At 69.0% G+C, this 21,165-nt stretch carries 20 protein-coding genes; 18 read left to right on the top strand and 2 right to left on the bottom strand.

Translation table 11 applies throughout. The annotated features are described in order from the left end of the window. The first annotated feature begins 17 nt into the window (after positions 1-17). Positions 18-494 carry a DUF3592 domain-containing protein gene (locus LOZ83_RS08585; RefSeq protein ID WP_236789740.1) on the top strand — a complete coding sequence of 159 codons (477 nt, stop codon included), beginning with the start codon at positions 18-20 and terminating at the stop codon, positions 492-494. Here the strand turns inward: LOZ83_RS08585 and LOZ83_RS08580 are convergent. Continuing rightward, positions 491-1,327 carry an inositol monophosphatase gene (locus LOZ83_RS08580; protein WP_236789739.1) on the bottom strand — a complete coding sequence of 279 codons (837 nt, stop codon included), beginning with the start codon at positions 1,325-1,327 and terminating at the stop codon, positions 491-493. The two genes, LOZ83_RS08585 and LOZ83_RS08580, sit on opposite strands and share 4 nt — an antisense overlap. A 203-nt stretch (positions 1,328-1,530) precedes the next feature. Here LOZ83_RS08580 and LOZ83_RS40360 point away from each other — a divergent pair, with 203 nt between their 5' ends. Together LOZ83_RS40360 and LOZ83_RS08570 are read left to right on the top strand one after the other, a co-directional pair. Next, positions 1,531-2,604: a glycosyltransferase family 1 protein gene (locus LOZ83_RS40360; protein WP_308190199.1), complete on the top strand. Its 1,074-nt coding sequence runs from the start codon at positions 1,531-1,533 to the stop codon at positions 2,602-2,604. A gap of 2 nt (positions 2,605-2,606) precedes the next feature. Further along, positions 2,607-3,713, top strand: a complete 1,107-nt coding sequence (locus tag LOZ83_RS08570; protein WP_236789736.1) for a glycosyltransferase — start codon at positions 2,607-2,609, stop codon at positions 3,711-3,713. Between the two features lie 6 nt (positions 3,714-3,719). Here LOZ83_RS08570 and LOZ83_RS08565 read toward each other — a convergent pair whose 3' ends face one another. Next, positions 3,720-4,499 carry a hypothetical protein gene (locus LOZ83_RS08565; protein ID WP_236789735.1) on the bottom strand — a complete coding sequence of 260 codons (780 nt, stop codon included), beginning with the start codon at positions 4,497-4,499 and terminating at the stop codon, positions 3,720-3,722. A 265-nt stretch (positions 4,500-4,764) separates the two neighbouring features. On the opposite strand from LOZ83_RS08565, the gene LOZ83_RS08560 reads away from it, so the two are divergent. From LOZ83_RS08560 to LOZ83_RS08490, 15 genes are all read left to right on the top strand, one after another. Then, complete coding sequence (locus LOZ83_RS08560; RefSeq protein WP_236789734.1) at positions 4,765-5,469, top strand: class I SAM-dependent methyltransferase; 705 nt, start codon at positions 4,765-4,767, stop codon at positions 5,467-5,469. Further along, positions 5,466-6,737, top strand: a complete 1,272-nt coding sequence (locus LOZ83_RS08555; RefSeq protein ID WP_236789733.1) for an NAD(P)/FAD-dependent oxidoreductase — start codon at positions 5,466-5,468, stop codon at positions 6,735-6,737. Before LOZ83_RS08560 ends, LOZ83_RS08555 begins: the two co-directional genes overlap by 4 nt. A gap of 301 nt (positions 6,738-7,038) precedes the next feature. Then, complete coding sequence (locus LOZ83_RS08550) at positions 7,039-7,395, top strand: NADH-quinone oxidoreductase subunit A (RefSeq protein WP_236790736.1); 357 nt, start codon at positions 7,039-7,041, stop codon at positions 7,393-7,395. 2 nt (positions 7,396-7,397) lie between these two features. Beyond that, a complete protein-coding gene (locus tag LOZ83_RS08545) occupies positions 7,398-7,940 on the top strand; it encodes an NADH-quinone oxidoreductase subunit B family protein (protein ID WP_236789732.1) in 543 nt (180 codons plus the stop codon). A gap of 6 nt (positions 7,941-7,946) precedes the next feature. Further along, positions 7,947-8,699: an NADH-quinone oxidoreductase subunit C gene (locus LOZ83_RS08540; protein ID WP_236789731.1), complete on the top strand. Its 753-nt coding sequence runs from the start codon at positions 7,947-7,949 to the stop codon at positions 8,697-8,699. Next, a complete protein-coding gene (locus tag LOZ83_RS08535; protein WP_236789730.1) occupies positions 8,696-10,015 on the top strand; it encodes an NADH-quinone oxidoreductase subunit D in 1,320 nt (439 codons plus the stop codon). Before LOZ83_RS08540 ends, LOZ83_RS08535 begins: the two co-directional genes overlap by 4 nt. Further along, entirely contained in the window at positions 10,015-10,731 is a 717-nt protein-coding gene (gene nuoE, locus LOZ83_RS08530) for an NADH-quinone oxidoreductase subunit NuoE (protein ID WP_236789729.1), read from the top strand. Before LOZ83_RS08535 ends, nuoE begins: the two co-directional genes overlap by 1 nt. Beyond that, on the top strand, positions 10,728-12,008 hold the full coding sequence (gene nuoF, locus LOZ83_RS08525; protein ID WP_236789728.1) for an NADH-quinone oxidoreductase subunit NuoF: 1,281 nt from the start codon (positions 10,728-10,730) through the stop codon (positions 12,006-12,008). The genes nuoE and nuoF overlap by 4 nt, the downstream gene beginning before the upstream one ends. Next, positions 12,005-14,452 (top strand): NADH-quinone oxidoreductase subunit G, encoded by a 2,448-nt coding sequence (locus LOZ83_RS08520; RefSeq protein WP_236789727.1) that lies wholly within the window; start codon positions 12,005-12,007, stop codon positions 14,450-14,452. The genes nuoF and LOZ83_RS08520 overlap by 4 nt, the downstream gene beginning before the upstream one ends. After that, positions 14,449-15,771, top strand: coding sequence for an NADH-quinone oxidoreductase subunit NuoH (nuoH, locus tag LOZ83_RS08515; RefSeq protein ID WP_236789726.1), 1,323 nt, complete (start codon positions 14,449-14,451; stop codon positions 15,769-15,771). Before LOZ83_RS08520 ends, nuoH begins: the two co-directional genes overlap by 4 nt. After that, positions 15,758-16,324: an NADH-quinone oxidoreductase subunit NuoI gene (gene nuoI, locus LOZ83_RS08510; RefSeq protein ID WP_236789725.1), complete on the top strand. Its 567-nt coding sequence runs from the start codon at positions 15,758-15,760 to the stop codon at positions 16,322-16,324. Before nuoH ends, nuoI begins: the two co-directional genes overlap by 14 nt. Positions 16,325-16,598: 274 nt before the next feature. Next, entirely contained in the window at positions 16,599-17,411 is an 813-nt protein-coding gene (locus tag LOZ83_RS08505; protein ID WP_236789723.1) for an NADH-quinone oxidoreductase subunit J, read from the top strand. Next, positions 17,408-17,707 carry an NADH-quinone oxidoreductase subunit NuoK gene (gene nuoK / locus LOZ83_RS08500; protein WP_236789722.1) on the top strand — a complete coding sequence of 100 codons (300 nt, stop codon included), beginning with the start codon at positions 17,408-17,410 and terminating at the stop codon, positions 17,705-17,707. Before LOZ83_RS08505 ends, nuoK begins: the two co-directional genes overlap by 4 nt. A 14-nt stretch (positions 17,708-17,721) precedes the next feature. After that, entirely contained in the window at positions 17,722-19,617 is a 1,896-nt protein-coding gene (gene nuoL, locus LOZ83_RS08495; RefSeq protein ID WP_236789721.1) for an NADH-quinone oxidoreductase subunit L, read from the top strand. After that, positions 19,614-21,164 carry an NADH-quinone oxidoreductase subunit M gene (locus LOZ83_RS08490; protein ID WP_236789720.1) on the top strand — a complete coding sequence of 517 codons (1,551 nt, stop codon included), beginning with the start codon at positions 19,614-19,616 and terminating at the stop codon, positions 21,162-21,164. The genes nuoL and LOZ83_RS08490 overlap by 4 nt, the downstream gene beginning before the upstream one ends. The last annotated feature ends 1 nt before the right edge of the window (position 21,165 follow it).

Here is a 21,165-nt window from a genome sequence, read left to right as displayed (position 1 = left end):
CTGGCTACGCTGAGGGGGTGAAGAGCGAAGGCCGGCCGCGCATCCTGCGTCGTGTCGTGCTCGGTGTCGCGATCCTGATCACGGTGCTGTGCGTCGGCCTGCTCCTCGCCGCCATCCGCAACGACGAGGCCATCACGAGCCACCTCGGCGCCGCGAACGCCGAGGTGGACTCGGTGTCGTGGGACCGGACGATCATCCGGTTCGAGACCCCGGACGGCATCGTGCACATCCCGGCCAACGGCGTGCTGTATCCCGGCGGCCTGGTCGCCGGTGACCTGGTGCGTGTCGAGTACGACACGACCAACCCCGAACTGGCCCGGGTCGCGGGCCGCTCGGCGACGCTGACCCTGCTGCCACTGGGCACGACGACCCTGGTCACCTGGGCGGTGGCGATGGGGTTGCTGTGGTGGATCCGCTCCCGCGACCGCCGCGCGAAGCCCCCGGCCGACCACCCACCAGCGGCGCCCGAACCGGCATTGAGCAGCCAGGATTAGCCGACCGCGGCGGTTTCCTGCCACCAGGCGAGGACTTCCTCCGCGGCGCTCGGTGCCGCGACCAGCAGCCCGTCGGCTGGCAGCGCTGTGCCCGCGCCCCGCCGGTCGAGCACGGCGGCGCCCGCTTCGATGGCCAGTGCGACCGAGCCCGCGACATCCCATTCGTGGTAGCTGTGCAGCACCGCGGCCGACGCGTGGCCGAGCGCGACCTGCGCGATCGACAGCGCGGCCGACCCGAGCACCCGGACCCCGGCGTGCGCGGCGGCGGCGCGTTCGATGAACTCGCCCATGCCCGGCCACGGGCCGCGCCGGGCAAGTTCGGTGCACACGATGGCGCCTTCGGTGATCTTCCGGTCGATCAGCCGTACCGGTTTGCCGTTCGCGCGGGCACCGCGACCCCGCGCGGCGGCGTAGATTTGGGCCCGGTAAGGGTCGGCGACCACGCCGACGACCGGTCCGGACGCGTCGATCAAGGCGAGGCTGTAAGCGCACCATGGCACTCCAGCGACGTAGTTCGCGGTCCCGTCGACCGGATCGACCACCCAGCGGTACGGGGCATCCTCGGCGCCGTGGTCCGCGCCGAATTCCTCGCCCACGACGGGGATTCCAGGGAACTCGGCGGTGAGCACGCGGCGCGTGTGCCGTTCCAGGATGCGGTCGGTGTCGGTGACCCAGTCGAACGGCGAGTCCCGGGTGTCGGGGTGGGCGCCCCGGCCCGCGGTCGCGGTGATCACGTCGGTGGCGTCGTTGGCGAGCCGTCCGGCGACCTCGAGCGCTCGTGACAGCAGGCCCGGTTCGACCGGCTGGGACGGGCGGGCGGAAAGGAGGGTCACGCCGGTCTAGTGTGGCCGCACCGAGTGTCCAAGACGCTACGAAGAGATGAAGTGTCTACTCCGGAGGGCGCAGTCTTCGAGAAGTTCCGGCACCGTTTCCTCGCCAGTTACACGAGCTTCCCCGGACGAACCGGGCATCATGAGAGTTTGACATCGTGCGAGTCGCCATCGTCACCGAAAGTTTCCTCCCGCAGGTGAACGGCGTGACCAATTCCGTACTGCGCGTGGTCGAGCACCTACGCGATCGCGGAGATGAAGTACTTGTGGTCGCCCCTGGCCTGACCGGCCCGGCGGAGTACCACGGTGCCCCGGTCGTCCGGATCCCCGCGGTGGACCTGCCCGTGGTCAACTCGCTGCCGATCGGCCTGCCGACCAGAACGGTGCTGACCGCGCTGGCCGCGTTCCAGCCGGACGTGGTGCACCTGGCCTCGCCGTTCGTGGTCGGCGCCCGCGGCCTGGCCGCGGCCCGGCGACTGCGGGTGCCCTCGGTCGCGGTGTACCAGACCGACATCGCCGGTTTCGCCACCGCGTACGGCCTGCGCCTCGGCGCGCGCGCCGCGTGGAGCTGGGTGCGCCGGCTGCACTGCAAGGCCGACCGGACGCTGGCGCCCTCGAGCGATTCGGTGCAGAGCCTGCGTGAGCACGGCATCCCGCGTGTCTACAAATGGGGCCGCGGCGTCGACATCGAGCGGTTCGCGCCCGAGCACGCCGATCCGGCGTTGCGCGCCGAGCTGGCCCCCAACGGTGAGCTGCTGGTCGGGTTCGTCGGCAGGCTCGCGCCCGAAAAGGAGGTCGACCGGCTGGTCGCGCTCGGCGGGATCGACGGGATCCGGGTCGTCGTGGTCGGCGACGGGCCCGAGCTGGAGCCGCTGCGCGAACGCATCCCCGGCGCCGCTTTCCTCGGCGCGAAGTACGGAAAGGACCTGTCCCAGGCGTACGCGAGCCTCGACGTTTTCGTCCACACCGGACCTCATGAAACGTTCTGCCAGGCGGTCCAGGAGGCGATGGCGTCCGGGTTGCCGGTCCTCGCGCCCGACGCCGGCGGACCGAAGGATCTCGTGCTACCTGGTCGTACCGGCTACCTGCTGGCCGCGGACCGGCTAGGGTTCGAGCGTGAACTGGTGGCCAAGGTGAACGATCTGCGGGATCCGGCGCTGCGCGAGCGGCTGGGACAGAAGGCGCGGAAGGTCGTGCTGGGCCGGTCCTGGCCGGCGGTCTGCGAGGAGCTGGTCGGGCACTACGAGGCGGTGACCGGCCGCATCGCGCGCGCGGCGTAACCATGCACATAGTCCAGCTGGCGAACTTCTACGGGCCGAGATCGGGTGGGTTGCGCACCGCGCTGCACCATCTCGGTGCGGGCTATGTCGCGAGCGGGCATCAGGTGACGCTGGTCGTGCCGGGCGCCGCTTACGCGGACGAGTGGTTGCCCACCGGCGTGCGGCGGATCTGCCTGCCCGCGCTCAAGTTTCCCGGCACCAGCGGCTATCGCGCGGTCGACCCGTTCCGTGTGCAGGCGCTGCTGCGCGAGCTGAGACCCGACCGGCTGGAGGTGTCCGACCGGCTGACCCTGCGCGGGATGGGGGCCTGGGCCCGGCGGCACGGCGTGCCGAGCGTGGTGATCTCGCACGAGCGGCTGGACCGGCTGCTGGAGCACATCCTGGTGCCGAAACCGCTGGCGCGGCGCCTCGCGGACTTCGCGAACCGCCGGATGGCCGACAGCTACGACAAGGTGGTCTGTACCACGTTGTTCGCCCGCGAGGAGTTCGACCGGATCGGCGCGCCGAACGTGCAGCAGGTGCCGCTCGGGGTCGACCTGGCCGCCTTCGCGCCGAACAACCGGGACACCGCGTGGCGCGCCGAACTCGCCGGCGGCGCCGATGCCTTGATCGTCCACTGTGGACGGCTCTCGTCGGAGAAGCATGTCGAGCAGAGCGTCGACACGATCGCCGAGCTGACCGAGTCGGGAGACCGGGTGCGGCTGGTGATCGCGGGCGACGGCCCCCGCCGGCAGGCGCTGGAGAAACGGGCGCGCGGGCTGCCGATCACCTTCCTGGGATTCGTGGACAACCGGACCGACGTGGCCAGGCTGCTCGCGAGCGCCGATGTGTCGCTCGCGCCCGGGCCGCACGAGACGTTCGGGCTGGCCGCGCTCGAAGCGCTGGCCTCGGGCACCCCGGTGGTGGTGTCCGAACGTTCGGCGTTGCGCGAGATCGTGCATCCCGGCTGCGGTGCGGCTGTGCCGGATCTCCCGGTCGCGTTCGCGAGCGCGGTGACCGGCCTGCTGGAGAGTCCGGAGGAGATGCGCCGGGCCGCCGCGCGGGCGCGCGCCGAGGAGTTCGCGTGGCCGGAGTCGGTGCGCGGCATGCTCTCGGTCATGCCGTACTGAAAGCGCTTACTCGTACACGACATACGCCGGTTTCGGTTGCAGCGCCATGACTTCGCCCGGTGTCATCAGGCGGCCGCCCCGGCGGGTGTCCTCGTCGTAGAACAGCTTGAACCCGGCCTGGACGTGTGCGGGCTTGGTCTTCATGACCACGTTCCACGTCGCGAGTTTCAGCGCGGGTGAGCCGATCCCGTCGACGACCTTGACCGGGATGACGCCGTCGTGCGGCAGCAGGGCGTTCTCGTCGCGCACCACCGACGCCGCGACCTGGTGGTATATCAGCAGTTTCGGCGGCAGGGCGTGCTGCTGGACGATCGTGGCGACATACGCCGAAACCTGGTCCAGCACGGCGCCCTCGACGTGCCCGAACTTCCGGCCCGGCACCACCCCGGGATCCACGGCCCACTCCGGGTCGAGCGCGAGCCCGACGTCCGGCTCGGTCAGCCAGCGTTCGTAGGCACGGACTTCGGTCGGGAACTCGGCCCGCCCCGGCTGGATGTTCAGCAGCAGCGGACCGCCGAGCCGCCGCGCCTGGTCCAAGTAGGACTGGATCGTCGCGTCGGACTCGCGGGTGCGGTAGAGCCCGTCGGGGCCGGGGGACCCGTGCACCCGGGTGGCGATCAGCTCGACCACCGGCTGGGCCGGTGGGTAGGCGGAGACCTGGTGTCGCAGCTGGTCGCCCGCCGCGTCGAGGTTGCCGGTCATCCGCCCGAGCGCGGGCGCGTTCGGCCCGCCGCAGAAGCCGATCCGCAACGGCGGCGGTGGCGGCGGCTCGATACGCGGCGTCACCGATGTGGTGGACGGGGGCGGTGGTGACGGAGGCGGTGGGGCAGCCGCCGGTCCGGCCGCGCTGCCGCACGCGGCGGTAAGGCCCATCAGTGACAAGAGAAGGAAACTCCGACGACCGGTCTCCTCTGCACCCACGGATCGTGCCCCCTTCGTCACCGTCTGCCGACCGATACTCGAAGTAGCCCGCTGGCGAGAATTTCAAACCGATGGGTGTCATCCTGTCGTGAATTTGTGACATGGCGCGGCTACAGGCTAATTTCTAGGCATGTCCCGAGCGAACCTCGACAAGGACCCGCACGAGGTCGCAGCCATGTTCGACGATGTCGCCGGCGGATACGACCGCGCGAACTCGTTCATGACCTTCGGCTTCGACCGGCGCTGGCGGACCACCACTTCCCGCGTGCTCGACGCGAAGCGCGGGGAGAAGGTGCTCGACCTGGCCGCCGGCACAGGGGTGTCCACAGCGGAGTATGCCCGCGGCGGCGCGTGGTGCCTTGCCGCCGACTTCTCGCTCGGCATGCTTCGCCGCGGCCGGCACCGCGGGGTGCCGATGGTCGCGGCGGACGCGCTGCAGCTGCCGTTCGCCGACGAGCGCTTCGACGCCGCGACGATCAGCTTCGGCATCCGCAACTTCGTCGACACCAAGGCGGCGCTGGTCGAGATCGCACGGGTGGTGAAGCCCGGCGGGCGGCTGGTGATCCTCGAGGCGTCGACCCCCACGTTCGCGCCGATTCGCTTCGTCTACCGCAAGTTCCTGGTCCGGGCGATGACCCTGCTCGGCCGGTTCACCTCCAGCAACCCCGAGGCCTACTCGTATCTCGCCGAGTCGATGGTGACCTGGCTCGACCAGCGCGCCCTCGCCGAGACGATGGCCGCCGCGGGCTGGGAGAAGGTGGAATGGCTCAACCTCACCTTCGGCGCCGTCGCCATCCATCGCGCCCGAAAGCCCTCCGTAAACTCGGTCGCATGACTCAAGACGCCCAGGTGATCGTTGTCGGCGCCGGTCCGGCCGGAGCCACCGCCGCCACTTACCTGGCGCGTGCCGGGGTCGACGTCCTGCTGCTGGAGAAGACGACGTTCCCGCGCGAGAAGGTGTGCGGCGACGGCCTGACCCCGCGCGGCGTCAAGCAACTCATCGACCTGGGCATCGACACGAGCCAGGAGGCGGGCTGGGTGCACAGCCGCGGCCTGCGCATCCTGACCGGCGACCTGACGCTGGAGATGGACTGGCCGGACCTGACGAGCTACCCGCCGTACGGGATTTCCCGCACCCGCCACGATTTCGACGACATCCTGGCGAAGGTCGCGGTCAAGGCCGGCGCGCGGTTGCACGAGCGGACGACGGTGACCAGCGCGATCACCGACGAGCGCACCGGCCGCGTCATCGGCGTCGAGGCCAGGACCGGCCCGGACAAGACCCCGGTCAGCTACCACGCCCCGCTCGTCCTCGCGTGCGACGGGGTGTCCGCGCGGCTCGCCCGGTCGGTCGGCATCGAGACCGATGACCGGCGGCCGATGGGCGTCGCGGTGCGCCGGTACTACAAGAGCCCGCGCCACGACGACCCGTTCATCGAGGGCCACCTGGAACTGTGGGACCGCAGTGACCCGCGGAACCCGAAGCTGCTGCCCGGCTACGGCTGGGCCTTCCCGCTCGGCGACGGCACGGTCAACGTCGGGCTCGGCATGTTGTCGACCACGAAGGCCTTCCGCAACACCGACTATCGCGCGCTGCTGCGCTCCTGGCTCGACTCGACGCCGGAGGAATGGGGCTACCGCGAGGAAAACGCGGTCGGCCGGATCGGTGGCGCCGGGCTGCCGATGGGCTTCAACCGCACCCCGCACTACCGAGACGGGCTGCTGCTGCTCGGCGACGCGGGCGGCATGGTCAGCCCGTTCAACGGCGAGGGCATCTCGTCGGCGATGGAGTCGGCGCAGCTCGCCGCCGAGTTCGTCGTGCAGGCGCTCGCGCGCCCCGAGGGACCCTCGCGCGAGCGCGCGCTGCACGGTTACTCATTGGCGCTGAAGGAACTCATGGGCGGGTACTACCGGCTCGGCAACCTGTTCGCGAAGGCCATCGGGCGGCCGAAGATCATGCGCGTCGCGACCAAGTACGGCCTCCGTGTCAACCCGCTGATCCCGCTGATCTACAAGGGACTTTCGGGGTGCTACGACGCGCGCGGGGGCGACGCGGTGGACCGGATGATCTCTCTGGCGGCCCGGCTTACGCCGAGCGTGTGAGCCGGGTCGCGTGGGTTCTGTCACATTGACGCTGTGTGAAAACCGGCGTCCAAGACGATCTTGGTCCGCTTGTCCCAGGTCTAGGGCCTGAGGTCCTTTTTCGGGCCTGTCACGAGTTAGGTCTGCCTTAAACCAAGGACCCCGCGACAACGCTGTGAGGCACGTCCTACACTGCCCCCATGCTTTGTGAACCCGTTCACAACTTCGACGGAAGGCTTGTGAACAAATTCACAATCGCCGCGACGCTGCGGAAGGGGTGTCACACGTGGGGTTAGCACAGGGTGCGTCCGCCAGCCCGGCGATGTACGTGCCGCTGGTGATCTTGTTCGCGCTTGCCGCCGCGTTCGCCGTGCTGTCGGTGCTCCTCGGGCCGCTGGTCGGCCCGAGCCGCTACAACAAGGCGAAGCTGCAGGCCTACGAGTGCGGGATCGAACCGTCGCCCCAGCCGCTGGTCGGCGGCGGCCGGATGCCGGTGGCCTACTACATCACCGCGATGCTGTTCATCCTGTTCGACATCGAGATGGTCTTCCTCTACCCGTTCGCGGTCACCGCGGACTCGCTCGGCCTGTTCGGGCTGGTGGAGATCGTGTTGTTCATCGCCACGGTCGGCTTCGCCTTCGCATACGTGTGGCGGCGCGGCGGGCTGGATTGGAACTGAAGATGGGTCTCGAAGAGAAGCTCCCCAACGGGATCCTGCTGGCCAGCCTCGAAGGCCTGGTCAACTGGGCCCGCAAGAACTCGTTGTGGCCGGCCACTTTCGGGCTGGCCTGCTGCGCCATCGAGATGATGACCACCGGCGGCTCACGCTACGACATCGCCCGGTTCGGCATGGAGCGGTTCAGCGCGACCCCGCGCCAGGCGGACCTGATGATCGTCGCGGGCCGGGTGACCCAGAAGATGGCGCCGGTGCTGCGGCAGATCTACGACCAGATGGCCGAGCCGCGCTGGGTGCTCGCGATGGGCGTCTGCGCCTCCTCGGGCGGCATGTTCAACAACTACGCGGTGGTGCAGGGCGTCGACCACATCGTGCCGGTCGACATGTACCTGCCCGGCTGCCCGCCGCGCCCGGAGATGCTGCTCGACGCGATCCTCAAGCTGCACGCCAAGATCCAGGACGAGCCGATGGGCCCGCGCCGTGCCGCGCTCAAGGCGGGGCACCGCACCGAGCTGATCCCGTCGTCGATCAAGTACGCGAAGAAGTGATCCCGGGTGCCTGAACAGAAACCAGAGACCGGCGGCGAACAGTCCAGCGCCGAGCGCGCGGAAACCGGGCTCGAGCCACAGGGTGTGCGCCCGGCCGAGCCCGTGGTGGCGGGCCGCGCGCGCAAGGGCATGTTCGGCGTGTCCGACAGCGGCGACACCTCCGGCTACGGCGGGCTGCGGCTGCCGGCCTACACGCCGGCGCCGGCGGAACGGCCGTACGGCGGCTGGTTCGACGAGTTCGCCGACCAGTTCTTCGCCGCACTGAGCGAAAACAACCTGCCGGCGGAGACGGTCCAGCAGATCACCGTCGACCGCGGCGAGATCACGCTGTACGTCGACAAGCAGCATCTCGTGCAGGCCTGCCAGATCCTGCGCGACGACGCCGGGCTGCGGTTCGAGCTGTGCAGCTCGGTGTCCGGAGTGGACTACGGGCCGGAAGTGCCGCAGCGGCTGCACTCGGTGTACCACCTGACCTCGATGACCTACCGGCGCCGGATCCGGCTCGAGGTCACGCTCGACATCGAGGACCCGCACGTGCCGTCGGTCGTGGCGGTGTACCCGACCGCCGACTGGCAGGAGCGGGAGACCTACGACATGTTCGGCATCGTCTACGACGGGCACCCGGCACTCACCCGCATCCTGATGCCCGACGACTGGGACGGTTTCCCGCAGCGCAAGGACTACCCGCTGGGCGGGATTCCGGTGGAGTACAAGGGCGCGGAGATCCCGCCGCCGGATCAGCGGAGGTCGTACTCATGACCAACACCGAGGAATACGCGGAGTCGCGCGAGACCACCGAAGGCCGCGTGTACCACGTCAGTGGCGGCGACTGGGACGACGTGCTGTCCGACGCCGAGCACGACGAGCGCATGGTCATCAACATGGGCCCGCAGCACCCGTCGACGCACGGCGTGCTCCGGCTCGTGCTGGAGCTCGAAGGCGAGACCGTCACGCAGCTGCGGTCGGTCATCGGCTACCTGCACACCGGTATCGAGAAGAACACCGAGTACCGCACGTGGACCCAGGGCGTCACGTTCGTGACCCGGATGGACTACCTCGCGCCGCTGTTCAACGAGCTGGGCTACTGCCTGGCCGTGGAGAAGCTGCTGGGTGTCGAGGTGCCGAAGCGGGCGCAGCTGATCCGGGTGCTGCTGTGCGAGATCAACCGCATCGGCTCACACCTGGTCTACATCGCGACCGGCGGGATGGAGCTGGGCGCGACCACCGCGATGACGCTCGGTTTCCGTGAGCGCGAAGAGGTTCTGCATCTGCTGGAGTTCCTGACCGGGCTGCGGATGAACCACGCGTTCATCCGGCCGGGCGGGGTCGCGCAGGACCTGCCGGCCGACGCGCACGAGAAGATCGCCGACTTCGTCAAGGTGATGGACAAGCGGCTTCCCTTGTACGACAAGCTGTTCACCGGTCAGCCGATCTGGCGCAACCGGCTCAAGGGCGTCGGCTACCTGCCGGTCGACGCGTGCCTCGCGCTCGGCGTCACCGGTCCGGTACTGCGCTCGGCCGGGCTGCCGTGGGACCTGCGCAAGGTCGAGCCGTACTCGTCCTACGAGGAGTTCGAGTTCGACGTGCCCACCTCGAACGAGGCGGACTGCTGGGCACGCTACCTGTGCCGCGTCGAGGAGATGCACCAGTCGCTGCGGATCATCAAGCAGGTGCTCAAGCGGCTCGAGGAGCCGGGCCCGGTGATGGTCGAGGACAAGAAGATCGCGTGGCCGGCGCAGCTGTCGATCTCCAGCGACGGCATGGGCAACTCGCTCGAACATGTCAAGAAGATCATGGGCCAGTCGATGGAATCGCTGATCCACCACTTCAAGCTGGTCACCGAGGGCTTCAAGGTGCCGCCGGGCCAGGTGTACTCGCCGGTCGAGTCGCCGCGCGGCGAGCTGGGCTTCCACGTCGTGTCCGACGGCGGCACCCGGCCGATGCGGGTGCACGTAAGGGAACCGAGCTTCGTGAACCTGCAGTCGATGCCCGCGATGTCCGAGGGCGGCCTGGTGGCGGACGTCATCGCCGCCGTCGCCTCGATCGACCCCGTGATGGGGGGAGTGGACCGCTGATGACATCAACCGAGATCTTCGACCAGGACACCGTGGCGAAGGCGCAGGACCTGATCGGCCGGTACCCGCAGTCGCGGTCGGCGCTGCTGCCGATGCTGCACCTCGTGCAGTCGGTGCAGGGGTTCGTGAGCCAGGAGGGCATCGACTTCTGCGCGCGGCAGCTCGACCTGTCCGAGGCCGAAGTCAGCGCGGTCGCCACGTTCTACACGATGTACAAGCGGCGGCCGTGCGGCGAGCACCTGGTGAGCGTCTGCACCAACACGTTGTGTGCGGCGCTCGGCGGTGAGGCCATCTACCGGCAGCTGGGCGAGCACCTCGGGGTGGGACACGAGGAGGTGGCCGGGGAGCCCGGTGCGCCGGGCTCGATCATGCTCGAACACGCCGAGTGCCTCGCCGCCTGTGACCTCGCGCCGGTGCTGCAGGTCAACTACGAGTACTACGACAAGCAGACCCCCGAGTCGGCGACCGAGCTGGTGGAAGCGTTGCAGCGCGGGGAAAAGCCCGCGCCCACGCGAGGCGCGCCGCTGACCGACTTCAAGGGCGCGGAGCTGCAACTCGCGGGTTTCTTCCCGGAGGACGACGAGGCGTACTGGTCCGATGTGGACGGTCCGTCGCAGACGGCGGAAACGCTGCGGGGCGCTCGGCTGGCCGCTGATCGCGGCTGGACGGCGCCCGTGATGGAGGACGTTCCGCTGCCGGAGGTGGAGAAGAAATGACCGACCCGCTGACCCCGGTACTGACGAAGCGCTGGCTCTCGCCCAACTCGTGGCGGCTGGCGACGTACGAGGCGCTCGAAGGTTACACGGCGATCCGGAAAGCGCTTGCGGGCACACCCGAGCAGCTCGTGCAGGTGGTCAAGGACGCGGGCCTGCGCGGCCGCGGCGGCGCAGGCTTCCCGGCCGGCGTGAAGTGGTCGTTCATGCCGCCCAACGAGGACAAGCCGCACTACCTGGTGATCAACGCCGACGAGGGCGAACCGGGGACCTGTAAGGACATCCCGCTGATGATGGCGGACCCGCACTCGCTCATCGAGGGCTGCATCATCGCCTCGTACGCGATGCGCTCGCACCGCTGCTTCATCTACGTGCGCGGCGAGGCGCTGCACTGCATCCGCCGGCTCAACGCGGCGGTGCGCGAGGCGTACGGCGCCGGGTACCTCGGCGAGAACATCCTCGGCTCGGGTTTCGACCTCGACATCACCGTGCACGCGGGCGCCGGCGCTTACATCTGCGGCGAGGAAACGGCGTTGCTGGACTCGCTCGAAGGCCGGCGCGGCCAGCCGCGGCTCAAGCCGCCGTTTCCCGCGGCGGCCGGGCTCTACGCCGCGCCGACGACGGTGAACAACGTCGAGACGATCGCGAGCGCGCCGTTCATCGTGAACGCCGGGTCCGACTGGTTCCGCAAGATGGGCCGTGAGAAGTCGCCGGGCCCGAAGATCTACTCGATCTCGGGGCACGTCGAGCAGCCCGGCCAGTACGAAGCGCCGCTGGGCACCACGCTGCGGCAGCTGCTGGAACTGTGCGGCGGGATGAAGGACAAGGTCCCGCTGAAGTTCTGGACGCCCGGCGGTTCGTCCACGCCGATGTTCACCGCCGAGCACCTCGACATCCCGCTGGACTTCGAGGGCGCCGCGGAAGCGGGCTCGATGCTCGGCACCACCGCGGTGCAGGTCTTCAACGAGACCGTGTCCGTGCCGTGGGCCGTGATGAAGTGGACCCAGTTCTACGAGCACGAGTCGTGCGGCAAGTGCACGCCGTGTCGCGAGGGCACGTACTGGCTCGCGCAGATCCTGGAGCGGATGGTCGACGGCCACGGCACCGCGGAGGACATCGACACCCTCCTCGACGTGTGCGACAACGTGCTCGGCCGGTCGTTCTGCGCGCTCGGCGACGGTGCGGTCTCGCCGATCCAGAGCGGCATCAAGTACTTCCGGGACGAGTTCCTGGCCTTGTGCGAGAGCAACAAGCGCGAGCTGGTGGGAGCGCAGGCATGACGATGGCGCCAGAAGAACCGAAGACGGAGACCCCGGTCCCCGAGGGGCACGTCAAGCTGACCATCGACGGCGAAGAGGTCATCGCGCCCAAGGGCGAGCTGCTGATCCGCACCGCGGAACGGCTCGGCACGGTCATCCCGCGGTTCTGCGACCACCCGCTGCTCGACCCGGCCGGCGCCTGCCGCCAGTGCCTCGTCGAGGTCGAGATGGGCGGACGGCCGATGCCGAAACCGCAGGCCTCGTGCACGATGACGGTCGCCGACGGGATGGTCGTCAAGACGCAGCTGACCTCGGCCGTCGCGGACAAGGCGCAGCAGGGCGTGATGGAGCTGCTGCTCATCAACCACCCGCTGGACTGCCCCATCTGCGACAAGGGCGGCGAGTGCCCGCTGCAGAACCAGGCGATGGCGCACGGCCGCGCGGAGTCCCGCTTCGTCGACAAGAAGCGGACGTTCCCGAAACCGCTGCCGATCTCGACGCAGGTGCTGCTCGACCGCGAGCGCTGCGTGCTGTGCCAGCGCTGCACCCGGTTCTCGGCGCAGGTCGCCGGCGACCCGTTCATCGATCTGCTCGAACGCGGCGCCCACCAGCAGATCGGCACCGCCGAGACCGCCGATGTCCTGGACATGGCGTCGAAGACCACGTCGGGGCAGCCGTTCCAGTCGTACTTCTCCGGCAACACGATCCAGATCTGCCCGGTCGGTGCTTTGACGAGCGCGCAGTACCGGTTCCGCTCGCGGCCGTTCGACCTGGTGTCCTCGCCGAGCGTGTGCGAGCACTGCTCGTCGGGCTGCGCCGAGCGCACGGACTTCCGCCGCGGCCAGGTGATGCGCAAGCTCGCCGGCAACGACCCGGAAGTCAACGAGGAATGGCTGTGCGACAAGGGACGGTTCGCGTTCCGGTACGCGCAGGCCGAGGACCGGATCCGGCGGCCGCTCGTGCGCGACGCGTCGGGCAAGCTCCAGGAAACCTCCTGGACCGAGGCGATGCGCGTGGCCGCCGAGGGGCTGGCCGCCGCACGTGACGCGCAGGGTGTGGGTGTGCTCGCCGGTGGCCGCCTGACGCTCGAAGACGCCTACGCGTACGCGAAGTTCGCGCGGGTTGCCTTGCGTACCAACGACATCGACTTCCGCGCCCGGGCGCACTCCGACGAGGAGCTGTCGTTCCTGACGTCGCAGGTCGTCGGCACCGAAGGCGTCACCTTCGGGGCGCTGGAGAAGGCGCCGACGGTGCTGTGCGTGGCCTTCGAGCCCGAGGACGAAGCGCCGATCGTGTTCCTGCGCCTGCGCAAGGCGGCCCGCAAGCGCCACGCGAAGATCGTCCACTTGGGACAGTGGACGACGTCGTCGGTGCGCAAGACGTTCGGCGAGCTGCTCGCCTGCGCGCCCGGTGCGGAACCGGCCGCGCTGGCCGGTCTCGCTTCGCACGCGCCGGACCTGGACGCGGCGCTCGCGCAGGACGGCGCGGTGATCCTGGTCGGCGAGCGCGCCGCCGAGGTGCCCGGCCTGTTCTCCGCGGTGCACGAGCTGTCCGCCCGCACGGGCGCTCAGGTCGCCTGGATCCCGCGGCGCGCCGGTGAACGCGGCGCGCTGGAGGCGGGTGCGCTGCCGACGCTGCTGCCCGGTGGCCGCCCGGTCACCGACGCGGCTGCCCGCGCGGAGGTCGAAACCGCTTGGGGCGTCTCGATTCCCGAGTCGCCCGGCCGCGACACCAGCGCGATCGTCGCGGCGCTGGCGGACGGTTCGCTGAGCGGTGCGGTGATCGGCGGGGTCGACCCGGACGACCTGCCCGATCCCGAGTTGGCGCACCGCGCGCTGGAGCGGGCCGAGTTCGTGGTGAGCCTGGAGATGCGGCCGAGCGGCGTCACGAAGTGGGCCGACGTCGTGCTCCCGGTCGCGCCGGACGTCGAGAAGGCCGGCAGCTACTTCAACTGGGAAGGCCGCCGCCGCCCGTTCGACATCACGCTCGAAAACACCGGCGCCCTGCCGGACTGCCGGGTGCTCGACACCCTCGCGGTGGAGATGGACGCGGACCTGTTCACGCAGACCCCGGCCGCCGCGTTCGGCGACCTGTCCCGGCTCCCGGCTTTCGCCGCCCGCCCGGCTTTCGCGGCGGTTGCGGCCGATGGCACCGAGCCCGGGGTCCGGCTGGCGACCTGGCGGCAGCTGATCGACAACGGATCGCTGCAGGCCGGCGAACCGCACTTGGCCGGCACCGCCCGGCCCGCGGTGGCGCGGGTTTCCGCGAAGGCGGCGGCCGAGCTGGGCGGCGACACGGTGACGGTGTCCACCGACCGCGGCGCGATCACGCTGCCGGTCGAAGTGGCGGACTTGCCCGAGGGTGTCGTGTGGCTGCCGGCCAACTCCGGCGACTCGCGGGTGCGGGCCGAACTCGGCGCCGGGCACGGCGCGGTGGTGTCCATCGAGGCGGGAGGCGCGCGATGACCCCGTTGTTGGTGCAGGAACAGCTGACCAGGGCGGAGCTACTGGCCGACGACCCGTGGTGGCTGATCCTGTTCAAGGCCGTGGTGATCCTGCTGATCGGGCCGATCTTGACGATCTTCCTGATCGTCTGGGAGCGCAAGGCGGTCGGCCGGATGCAGAACCGGCCCGGCCCCAACCGGGTCGGCCCCGGCGGGTACCTGCAGTCCCTCGCGGACGCGCTGAAGCTGCCGTTCAAGGAACAGATCATCCCGGACACGGCCGACCGGAAGGTGTACTTCCTGGCGCCGGTCATCGGGGTGGTCCCGGCGTTGATAGCGCTGGCCGCGATCCCGTTCGGGCCGCAGGTGTCGATCTTCGGCCAGCAGACGGTGCTGCAGCTGGTGGATCTGCCGGTCGGCGTGCTGGTGATCCTCGCCTGCTCGTCGGTCGGGGTCTACGGGATCGTGCTGGCCGGCTGGTCGTCCGGCTCGCCGTACCCGCTGCTCGGCGGGTTGCGTTCGGCGGCACAGGTGATTTCCTACGAGATCGCGATGGGCCTGTCGATCGTGGCGGTGGTGCTCTACGCGGGGTCACTGTCCACAGGGGACATCGTGAACGCGCAGGCGCACGGCTGGTACTTCTACCTGACGATCCCGAGTTTCGTGATCTACCTGATCTCCATGGTCGGTGAGACCAACCGGGCGCCGTTCGATCTGCCGGAGGCGGAGTCGGAGCTGGTCGGCGGGTTCCACACCGAGTACTCGTCGATGAAGTTCGCGATGTTCTTCCTCGCCGAGTACGTCAACATGGTGATCGTCTCGGCGTTCTGCACGACGCTGTTCCTCGGTGGCTGGATGTTCCCGTTCGTCGGGCTCGACTCGCCGCTGAACAAGGGCTGGCTGCCGCTGATCTGGTTCGGTATCAAGCTGTTCGCGCTGCTGTTCTGCTTCATCTGGCTGCGCGGGACGCTGCCGCGGTTCCGGTACGACCAGTTCATGAAGCTGGGCTGGAAGGTGCTGGTGCCGGCGAACCTGGTGTGGATCATCGTGGTCGTCGCGTTCCGCGCGATCCGGCAGAACGGCGGGTTGTCCACGGCGCAGATCGTGATCGGCGTGGTCATCGTGGCGGTCGTCGCGATCGCGATCGCGCTGCTCGTGCCGGACCGGCGCCCGCCCGAGGACGACAACGTGCCGATCACCGGCGGTGGCTACCCGCTGCCGCCACTGGACTTGAAGGTGCCGCAGGTGCCGGACCGTGGTGCCGCCGCCAAGCGGAGGCGCCGCCGGTCCGTCGAAGCGGCAGAACCCGCGCAGGTTGGGAGTTCCGATGGGAATGCTTGATCCCCTCAAGGGTTTCGGGGTCACCTTCTCGATGATGTTCAAGAAGGTGGCGACGGAGGAGTACCCGGAGATCGGGGCGCCGGCCGCGCCGCGCTACCACGGCCGGCACCAGCTCAACCGGCATCCGGACGGGCTGGAGAAGTGCGTCGGCTGTGAGCTGTGCGCGTGGGCCTGCCCGGCGGACGCGATCTTCGTCGAGGGCGGGAACAACACCGAGGAAGCCCGGTACTCGCCGGGCGAGCGGTACGGCGCGGACTACCAGATCAACTACCTGCGGTGCATCGGCTGCGGCCTGTGCATCGAAGCCTGCCCGACCCGGTCCCTGACGATGATCAACTTCTACGAGCTCGCGGACGACGACCGGCAGCGGCTGATCTACACGAAGGAAGACCTGCTGGCGCCGCTGCTGCCGGGGATGGAACAGCCGCCGCACCCGATGCGCCTGGGCGATGACGAGCAGGACTACTACGTCAACGGCCCAGAACTGGCCCGCGGCCGCGGCGTCCCCTCCGGCGAGACGGTGGAAACCGCACACGAGGAGGTCATCGGATGACCCCCGCGACGACACTCGTGCTCGCCGCGGTGGCGAGTCCGGTGGCCGACGGCGCTTTCGCCGCGAGGCCGCGTGTGGACCTCGCTGCTCCCGCCCCCCGCGACGCGAGCGCGTCGGGTCCGCAAGGCGCTTCCGCCCCGACGTCGAGCCCGGTGGTGAAAAGCGGTTCCGCCGCCGTGCCGCGTGTGGGCCTCGTCGCTCCTGCCCTCCGAGGCGCGAGCGTGGCCGGTCCGGAAAGCGCTTTCGCCAGGCGCGGCGTGCGGGAGGTGGCCGGATGCTGACGTCACTCGTGCTCGCGCAGGGCATTGACCAGAGCACCTCCGTCGGCGAGGCGGTCGCGTTCTGGATCCTCGGGCCGATCGCGTTGCTCGGCGCGCTCGGGTTGATCTTCGCCCGCAGCGCTGTGCACTCGGCGTTGTTCCTCGCGATGACGATGTTCTCGCTCGGTGTGCTGTACATGGTGCAGCAGGCACCGTTCCTGGGCTTCACCCAGATCATCGTCTACACCGGCGCGATCATGATGCTGTTCCTGTTCGTGCTGATGCTCGTCGGCCGGGAAAGTTCCGACTCGGTGGTCGAAGTCCTTCGCGGGCAACGACTCTGGGCCGGCATCCTCGGCATCGGCATCGCCGGGCTGATCGTCACCGGGCTGCTCAACGCGCTGTCCAACGTCACCCCGGCACCCGCCCCGAACGGCACGCCGAGCGGGCTCGGGCGGCTGATCTTCACCAACTACCTGTTCGCGTTCGAGCTCACCTCGGCCCTGCTGATCACCGCCGCGCTCGGCGCGATGGTGCTGGCGTTCAACGACAGGCGCAACCGCCGCACGCAGAAGGAGCTCGTCGAGGCGCGCTTCCGCGGCGAGTACGAGCGCATCTCGCCGAAGCCCGGCCCCGGTGTCTTCGCGACCTCGCACTCGGTGATGACCCCGGCGCTGCTGCCGGACGGCACGGTCGCGCAGGACTCGCTCTCCGCGATCATCGAGTCCACCCCGGCCGCCCAGCTCGACGCCGAGCGCAAGCGCGTCGAGGGCAAGGACCCGCAGCCGGACGCGCACGCGCTGACCGGTTCGGAGGAGAAGGAATGACTCCCACCTACTACCTGCTGTTGTCGGCCTTGCTGTTCTCCATCGGGGCCATCGGCGTGCTGGTGCGGCGCAACGCGATCGTCGTGTTCATGTGCATCGAGCTGATGCTGAACGCGGTGAACCTGTCGCTGGTGACGTTCTCCCGCATCAACGGGAGCCTCGACGGCCAGGTGATGGCGTTCTTCGTGATGGTCGTGGCCGCCGCCGAGGTCGTGGTCGGGCTGGCGATCATCATGGCGATCTTCCGGACCCGCCGCTCGGCCTCGGTCGACGACACCAACCTGCTCAAGTACTGAGAGGGCCCAAGTAAGTGACTGCATCATCGTGGCTGCTGGTCGCGTTCCCGGCTCTGGGCGCGCTGATCCTGCTGGCCGGGGGCAGGCGGACCGATGCGTGGGGGCACCTGCTCGGCTGTGCCACCGTCATCGCGTCCTTCGTGTACGGGCTGGTGCTGTTCTTCGGCAGCGACGGCAAGCCTGTCGACACGACGATCTACTCCTGGTTCCCGGTCGGCAACCTGTCGGTCGACCTCGGCTTCCGGATCGACGCGCTGTCGCTGGTGTTCGTACTGCTGATCACCGGGGTCGGCTCGCTGATCCACGTCTACTCGATCGGCTACATGGCCGACGACCCCGGGCGGCGGAAGTTCTTCGGGTACCTGAACCTGTTCGTCGCCTCGATGCTGGTTCTGGTGCTGGGCAACAACTTCATCAGCCTCTACCTCGGCTGGGAAGGCGTCGGCCTCGCGTCCTACCTGCTGATCGGGTGGTATACCGACCGGCCGTCGGCCGCGACCGCCGCGAAGAAGGCGTTCCTGATGAACCGGGTCGGCGACGTCGGCCTGGCCATCGCGATCTTCCTGATGTTCAAGTACCTCGGCACGGTCACCTACGCCGGGGTGTTCGAACACATCGGCAGCGCGCCGCCGGGCGTGATCACCGCGATCGCGATCCTGCTCCTGCTCGGCGCGTGCGGTAAGTCCGGCCAGTTCCCGTTGCAGGCATGGCTGCCGGACGCGATGGAAGGCCCGACCCCGGTGTCGGCCCTGATCCACGCCGCGACGATGGTCACCGCCGGGGTGTACCTGGTGGCCAGGTCGAACCCGATCTTCAACGAGACCTCGGACGGCAGGCTGATCGTCGCGCTCGTCGGCGCTTTCACCTTGTTACTCGGGTCGATCATCGGCTGCGCCTACGACGACATCAAGAAAGTGCTCGCCTATTCGACGGTGAGCCAGATCGGCTACATGATGCTGGCCGTCGGGCTCGGCCCGTTCGGCTACGCGCTGGGCATCATGCACCTGCTGACGCACGGTTTCTTCAAGGCCGGGCTGTTCCTCGGCGCCGGGTCGGTCATGCACGCCATGAACGACGAGGTCGACATGCGGAAGTTCGGCGGGCTCTACAAACGGATGCCGATCACCTTCGCCACCTTCGGGCTCGGCTACCTGGCGCTCATCGGGTTCCCCTTCCTTTCGGGCTACTTCTCCAAAGACGCGATCATCGAGGCCGCGTTCGGGCAGGAGGGCTGGCGCGGCTGGGCGCTCGGCCTCGCCGCCATGCTCGGCGCGGCGCTCACCGCCTTCTACATGACTCGCCTGGTGCTGATGACCTTCTTCGGCAAGGAGCGGTGGAAGGACATCAAGTCCAGCGACGGCCGGGACTTCCACCCGCACGAGTCGCCGTCGGTGATGACCGTGCCGATGATCATCCTGGCCATCGGGTCGGTCGGCGCCGGCGCGTTCTTCTCCCTCGGCGGCCGGCTTTCCAGTTGGCTCACCCCATCGCTCGGTGAGCTGAGCGAGGCCGAGCACAGCGCGATCCCGCACGCGCTGATCCCGTGGATCACCGTTCTCCTTTCCGCACTCGGCGTGCTGGTCGCGTGGTTGTTGTTCGGGCGGCGTGAGACCCCGGTCGAGCGGCCGCAGAACGTGTCCGCCGTGGTCCGTGCCGCGCGCAAGGACCTGTACGGGAACGCGCTGAACGAAGCCCTCGTCGCGACGCCCGGGATGTGGCTCACCCGGTTCTCGGTCTACCTGGACAGCCGCGGCGTGGACGGCGCGGTCAACGGCCTGGCCGCCGCACTCGGCGGTGGGTCCGGGCGGCTCAGGCGGCTGCAGAACGGTTTCGTCCGCTCGTACGCACTTTCGATGCTGGCCGGTTCGTTCGTGCTGGTCCTGGCCCTGCTGTTGGTGAGGTTCTCATGACCTGGGTACTGGCGCTGATCCTGTTGCCGCTGGTCGGCGCGCTGGTCCTGTGCGGCCTGCGGAAGAACGACCGCACGGCGATGATCGTCGCGCTGACGTTCTCCATCGTCGAGTTCCTGCTGATGATCCCGATGTGGGCGAGCTACCACCCCAGCGGCGACCGCCTGCAGCAGACGAGCTCGGTCGACTGGATCCCCACCTTCGGCGTGCACATCTCCTTCGGCATCGACGGCATCGCGCTGATCATGATCGCGGTGATCACGTTCCTGGTGCCGATCGTGATCGGTGCGCTCGGCACCGCCGACAAGCTGCCCGAAGGACGCAGCGCGGGTGGCTATCTCGCGTTGATCCTGGTGCAGCAGGCGCTGACGATCGCGGTGTTCGCGGCCACCGACGTGTTCCTGTTCTACGTGCTGTTCGAGATCATGCTGATCCCGATGTACTTCCTCATCGGCGGCTACGGCGGCGCGAACCGGCAGTACGCGGCGGTCAAGTTCTTCCTGTACTCCTTCCTCGGCGGTCTGATCATGCTGGCGTCGGCGATCGGCGCGTACTCGATCGCCGCGGACAAGCTGGGCAAGGGCACGTTCGACTGGGCCACACTGGTCACGGTCGTCCGGGACGCGCCGACGGGCACCCAGATCTGGCTGTTCCTCGGTTTCTTCCTCGCGTTCGCGATCAAGGCGCCGCTCGTGCCGTTCCACACCTGGCTGCCGGACGCGGCCAAGGAGGCCCCGATCGGCGTCGCGGTGCTGATCGTGGGTGTGCTGGACAAGGTCGGCACGTTCGGGTTCCTGCGCTACTGCCTGCCGATGTTCCCCGCAGCCAGCAAGACACTCGCGCCGCTGGTGCTGATCCTGGCGGTGATCGGCGTGCTCTACGGCTCGATTCTCGCGGCGGGACAGCAGGATCTGAAGCGTTTCGTGGCCTACGTGTCCATCGCGCACTTCGGGTTCATCGCACTCGGCATCTTCGCGTTCACCCAGCAAGCCACCGTCGGCTCGGTGACCTACATGCTCAACCACAGCCTCGCGACCGGGATGCTGATCGTCGTGCTCGGGTTCGTGATGGCGCGTGGCGGGTCGACGCGGATCTCGGACTACGGCGGGATGTACAAGGTGACTCCTCTGCTGGGCGGGATGCTGCTCATCGCGGGTCTGTCCACTTTGTCCTTGCCGGGGACCAACTCCTTCGTCAGTGAGTTCCTGGTGCTGCTGGGCTCGTTCGAGACCGAGCCGGTGTACGCGATCCTGGCCTCGGTCGGCATGGTGCTCGCCGCGGTCTACGTGCTGTGGCTCTACCAGCGCCTCATGACCGGTCCGGTCCGCGGCGACGCCCTGGTCGGCGCCGGCGGCGGACCCGGCACCGCCATCGCGCCCGAACTCGGCGCCAAGAAGACCATCAAGGATCTCGGCGCCAAGGAACTCGCGATGCTGGTTCCCCTGGTCGTCCTGATCATCGGACTCGGGTTCTATCCGAAGCCCGTGCTCGACACGGTCGGACCGTCGGTACAGGCCACGCTTTCGGCCGTGCAAGGAGGGCACTGAA

The organism is Amycolatopsis sp. GM8 (assembly GCF_021653975.1).
Lineage (GTDB): Bacteria > Actinomycetota > Actinomycetes > Mycobacteriales > Pseudonocardiaceae > Amycolatopsis_E.
The sequence above is the reverse complement of the archived record's forward strand: the minus strand, read 5'-3'. Positions and strand labels throughout refer to the sequence as shown.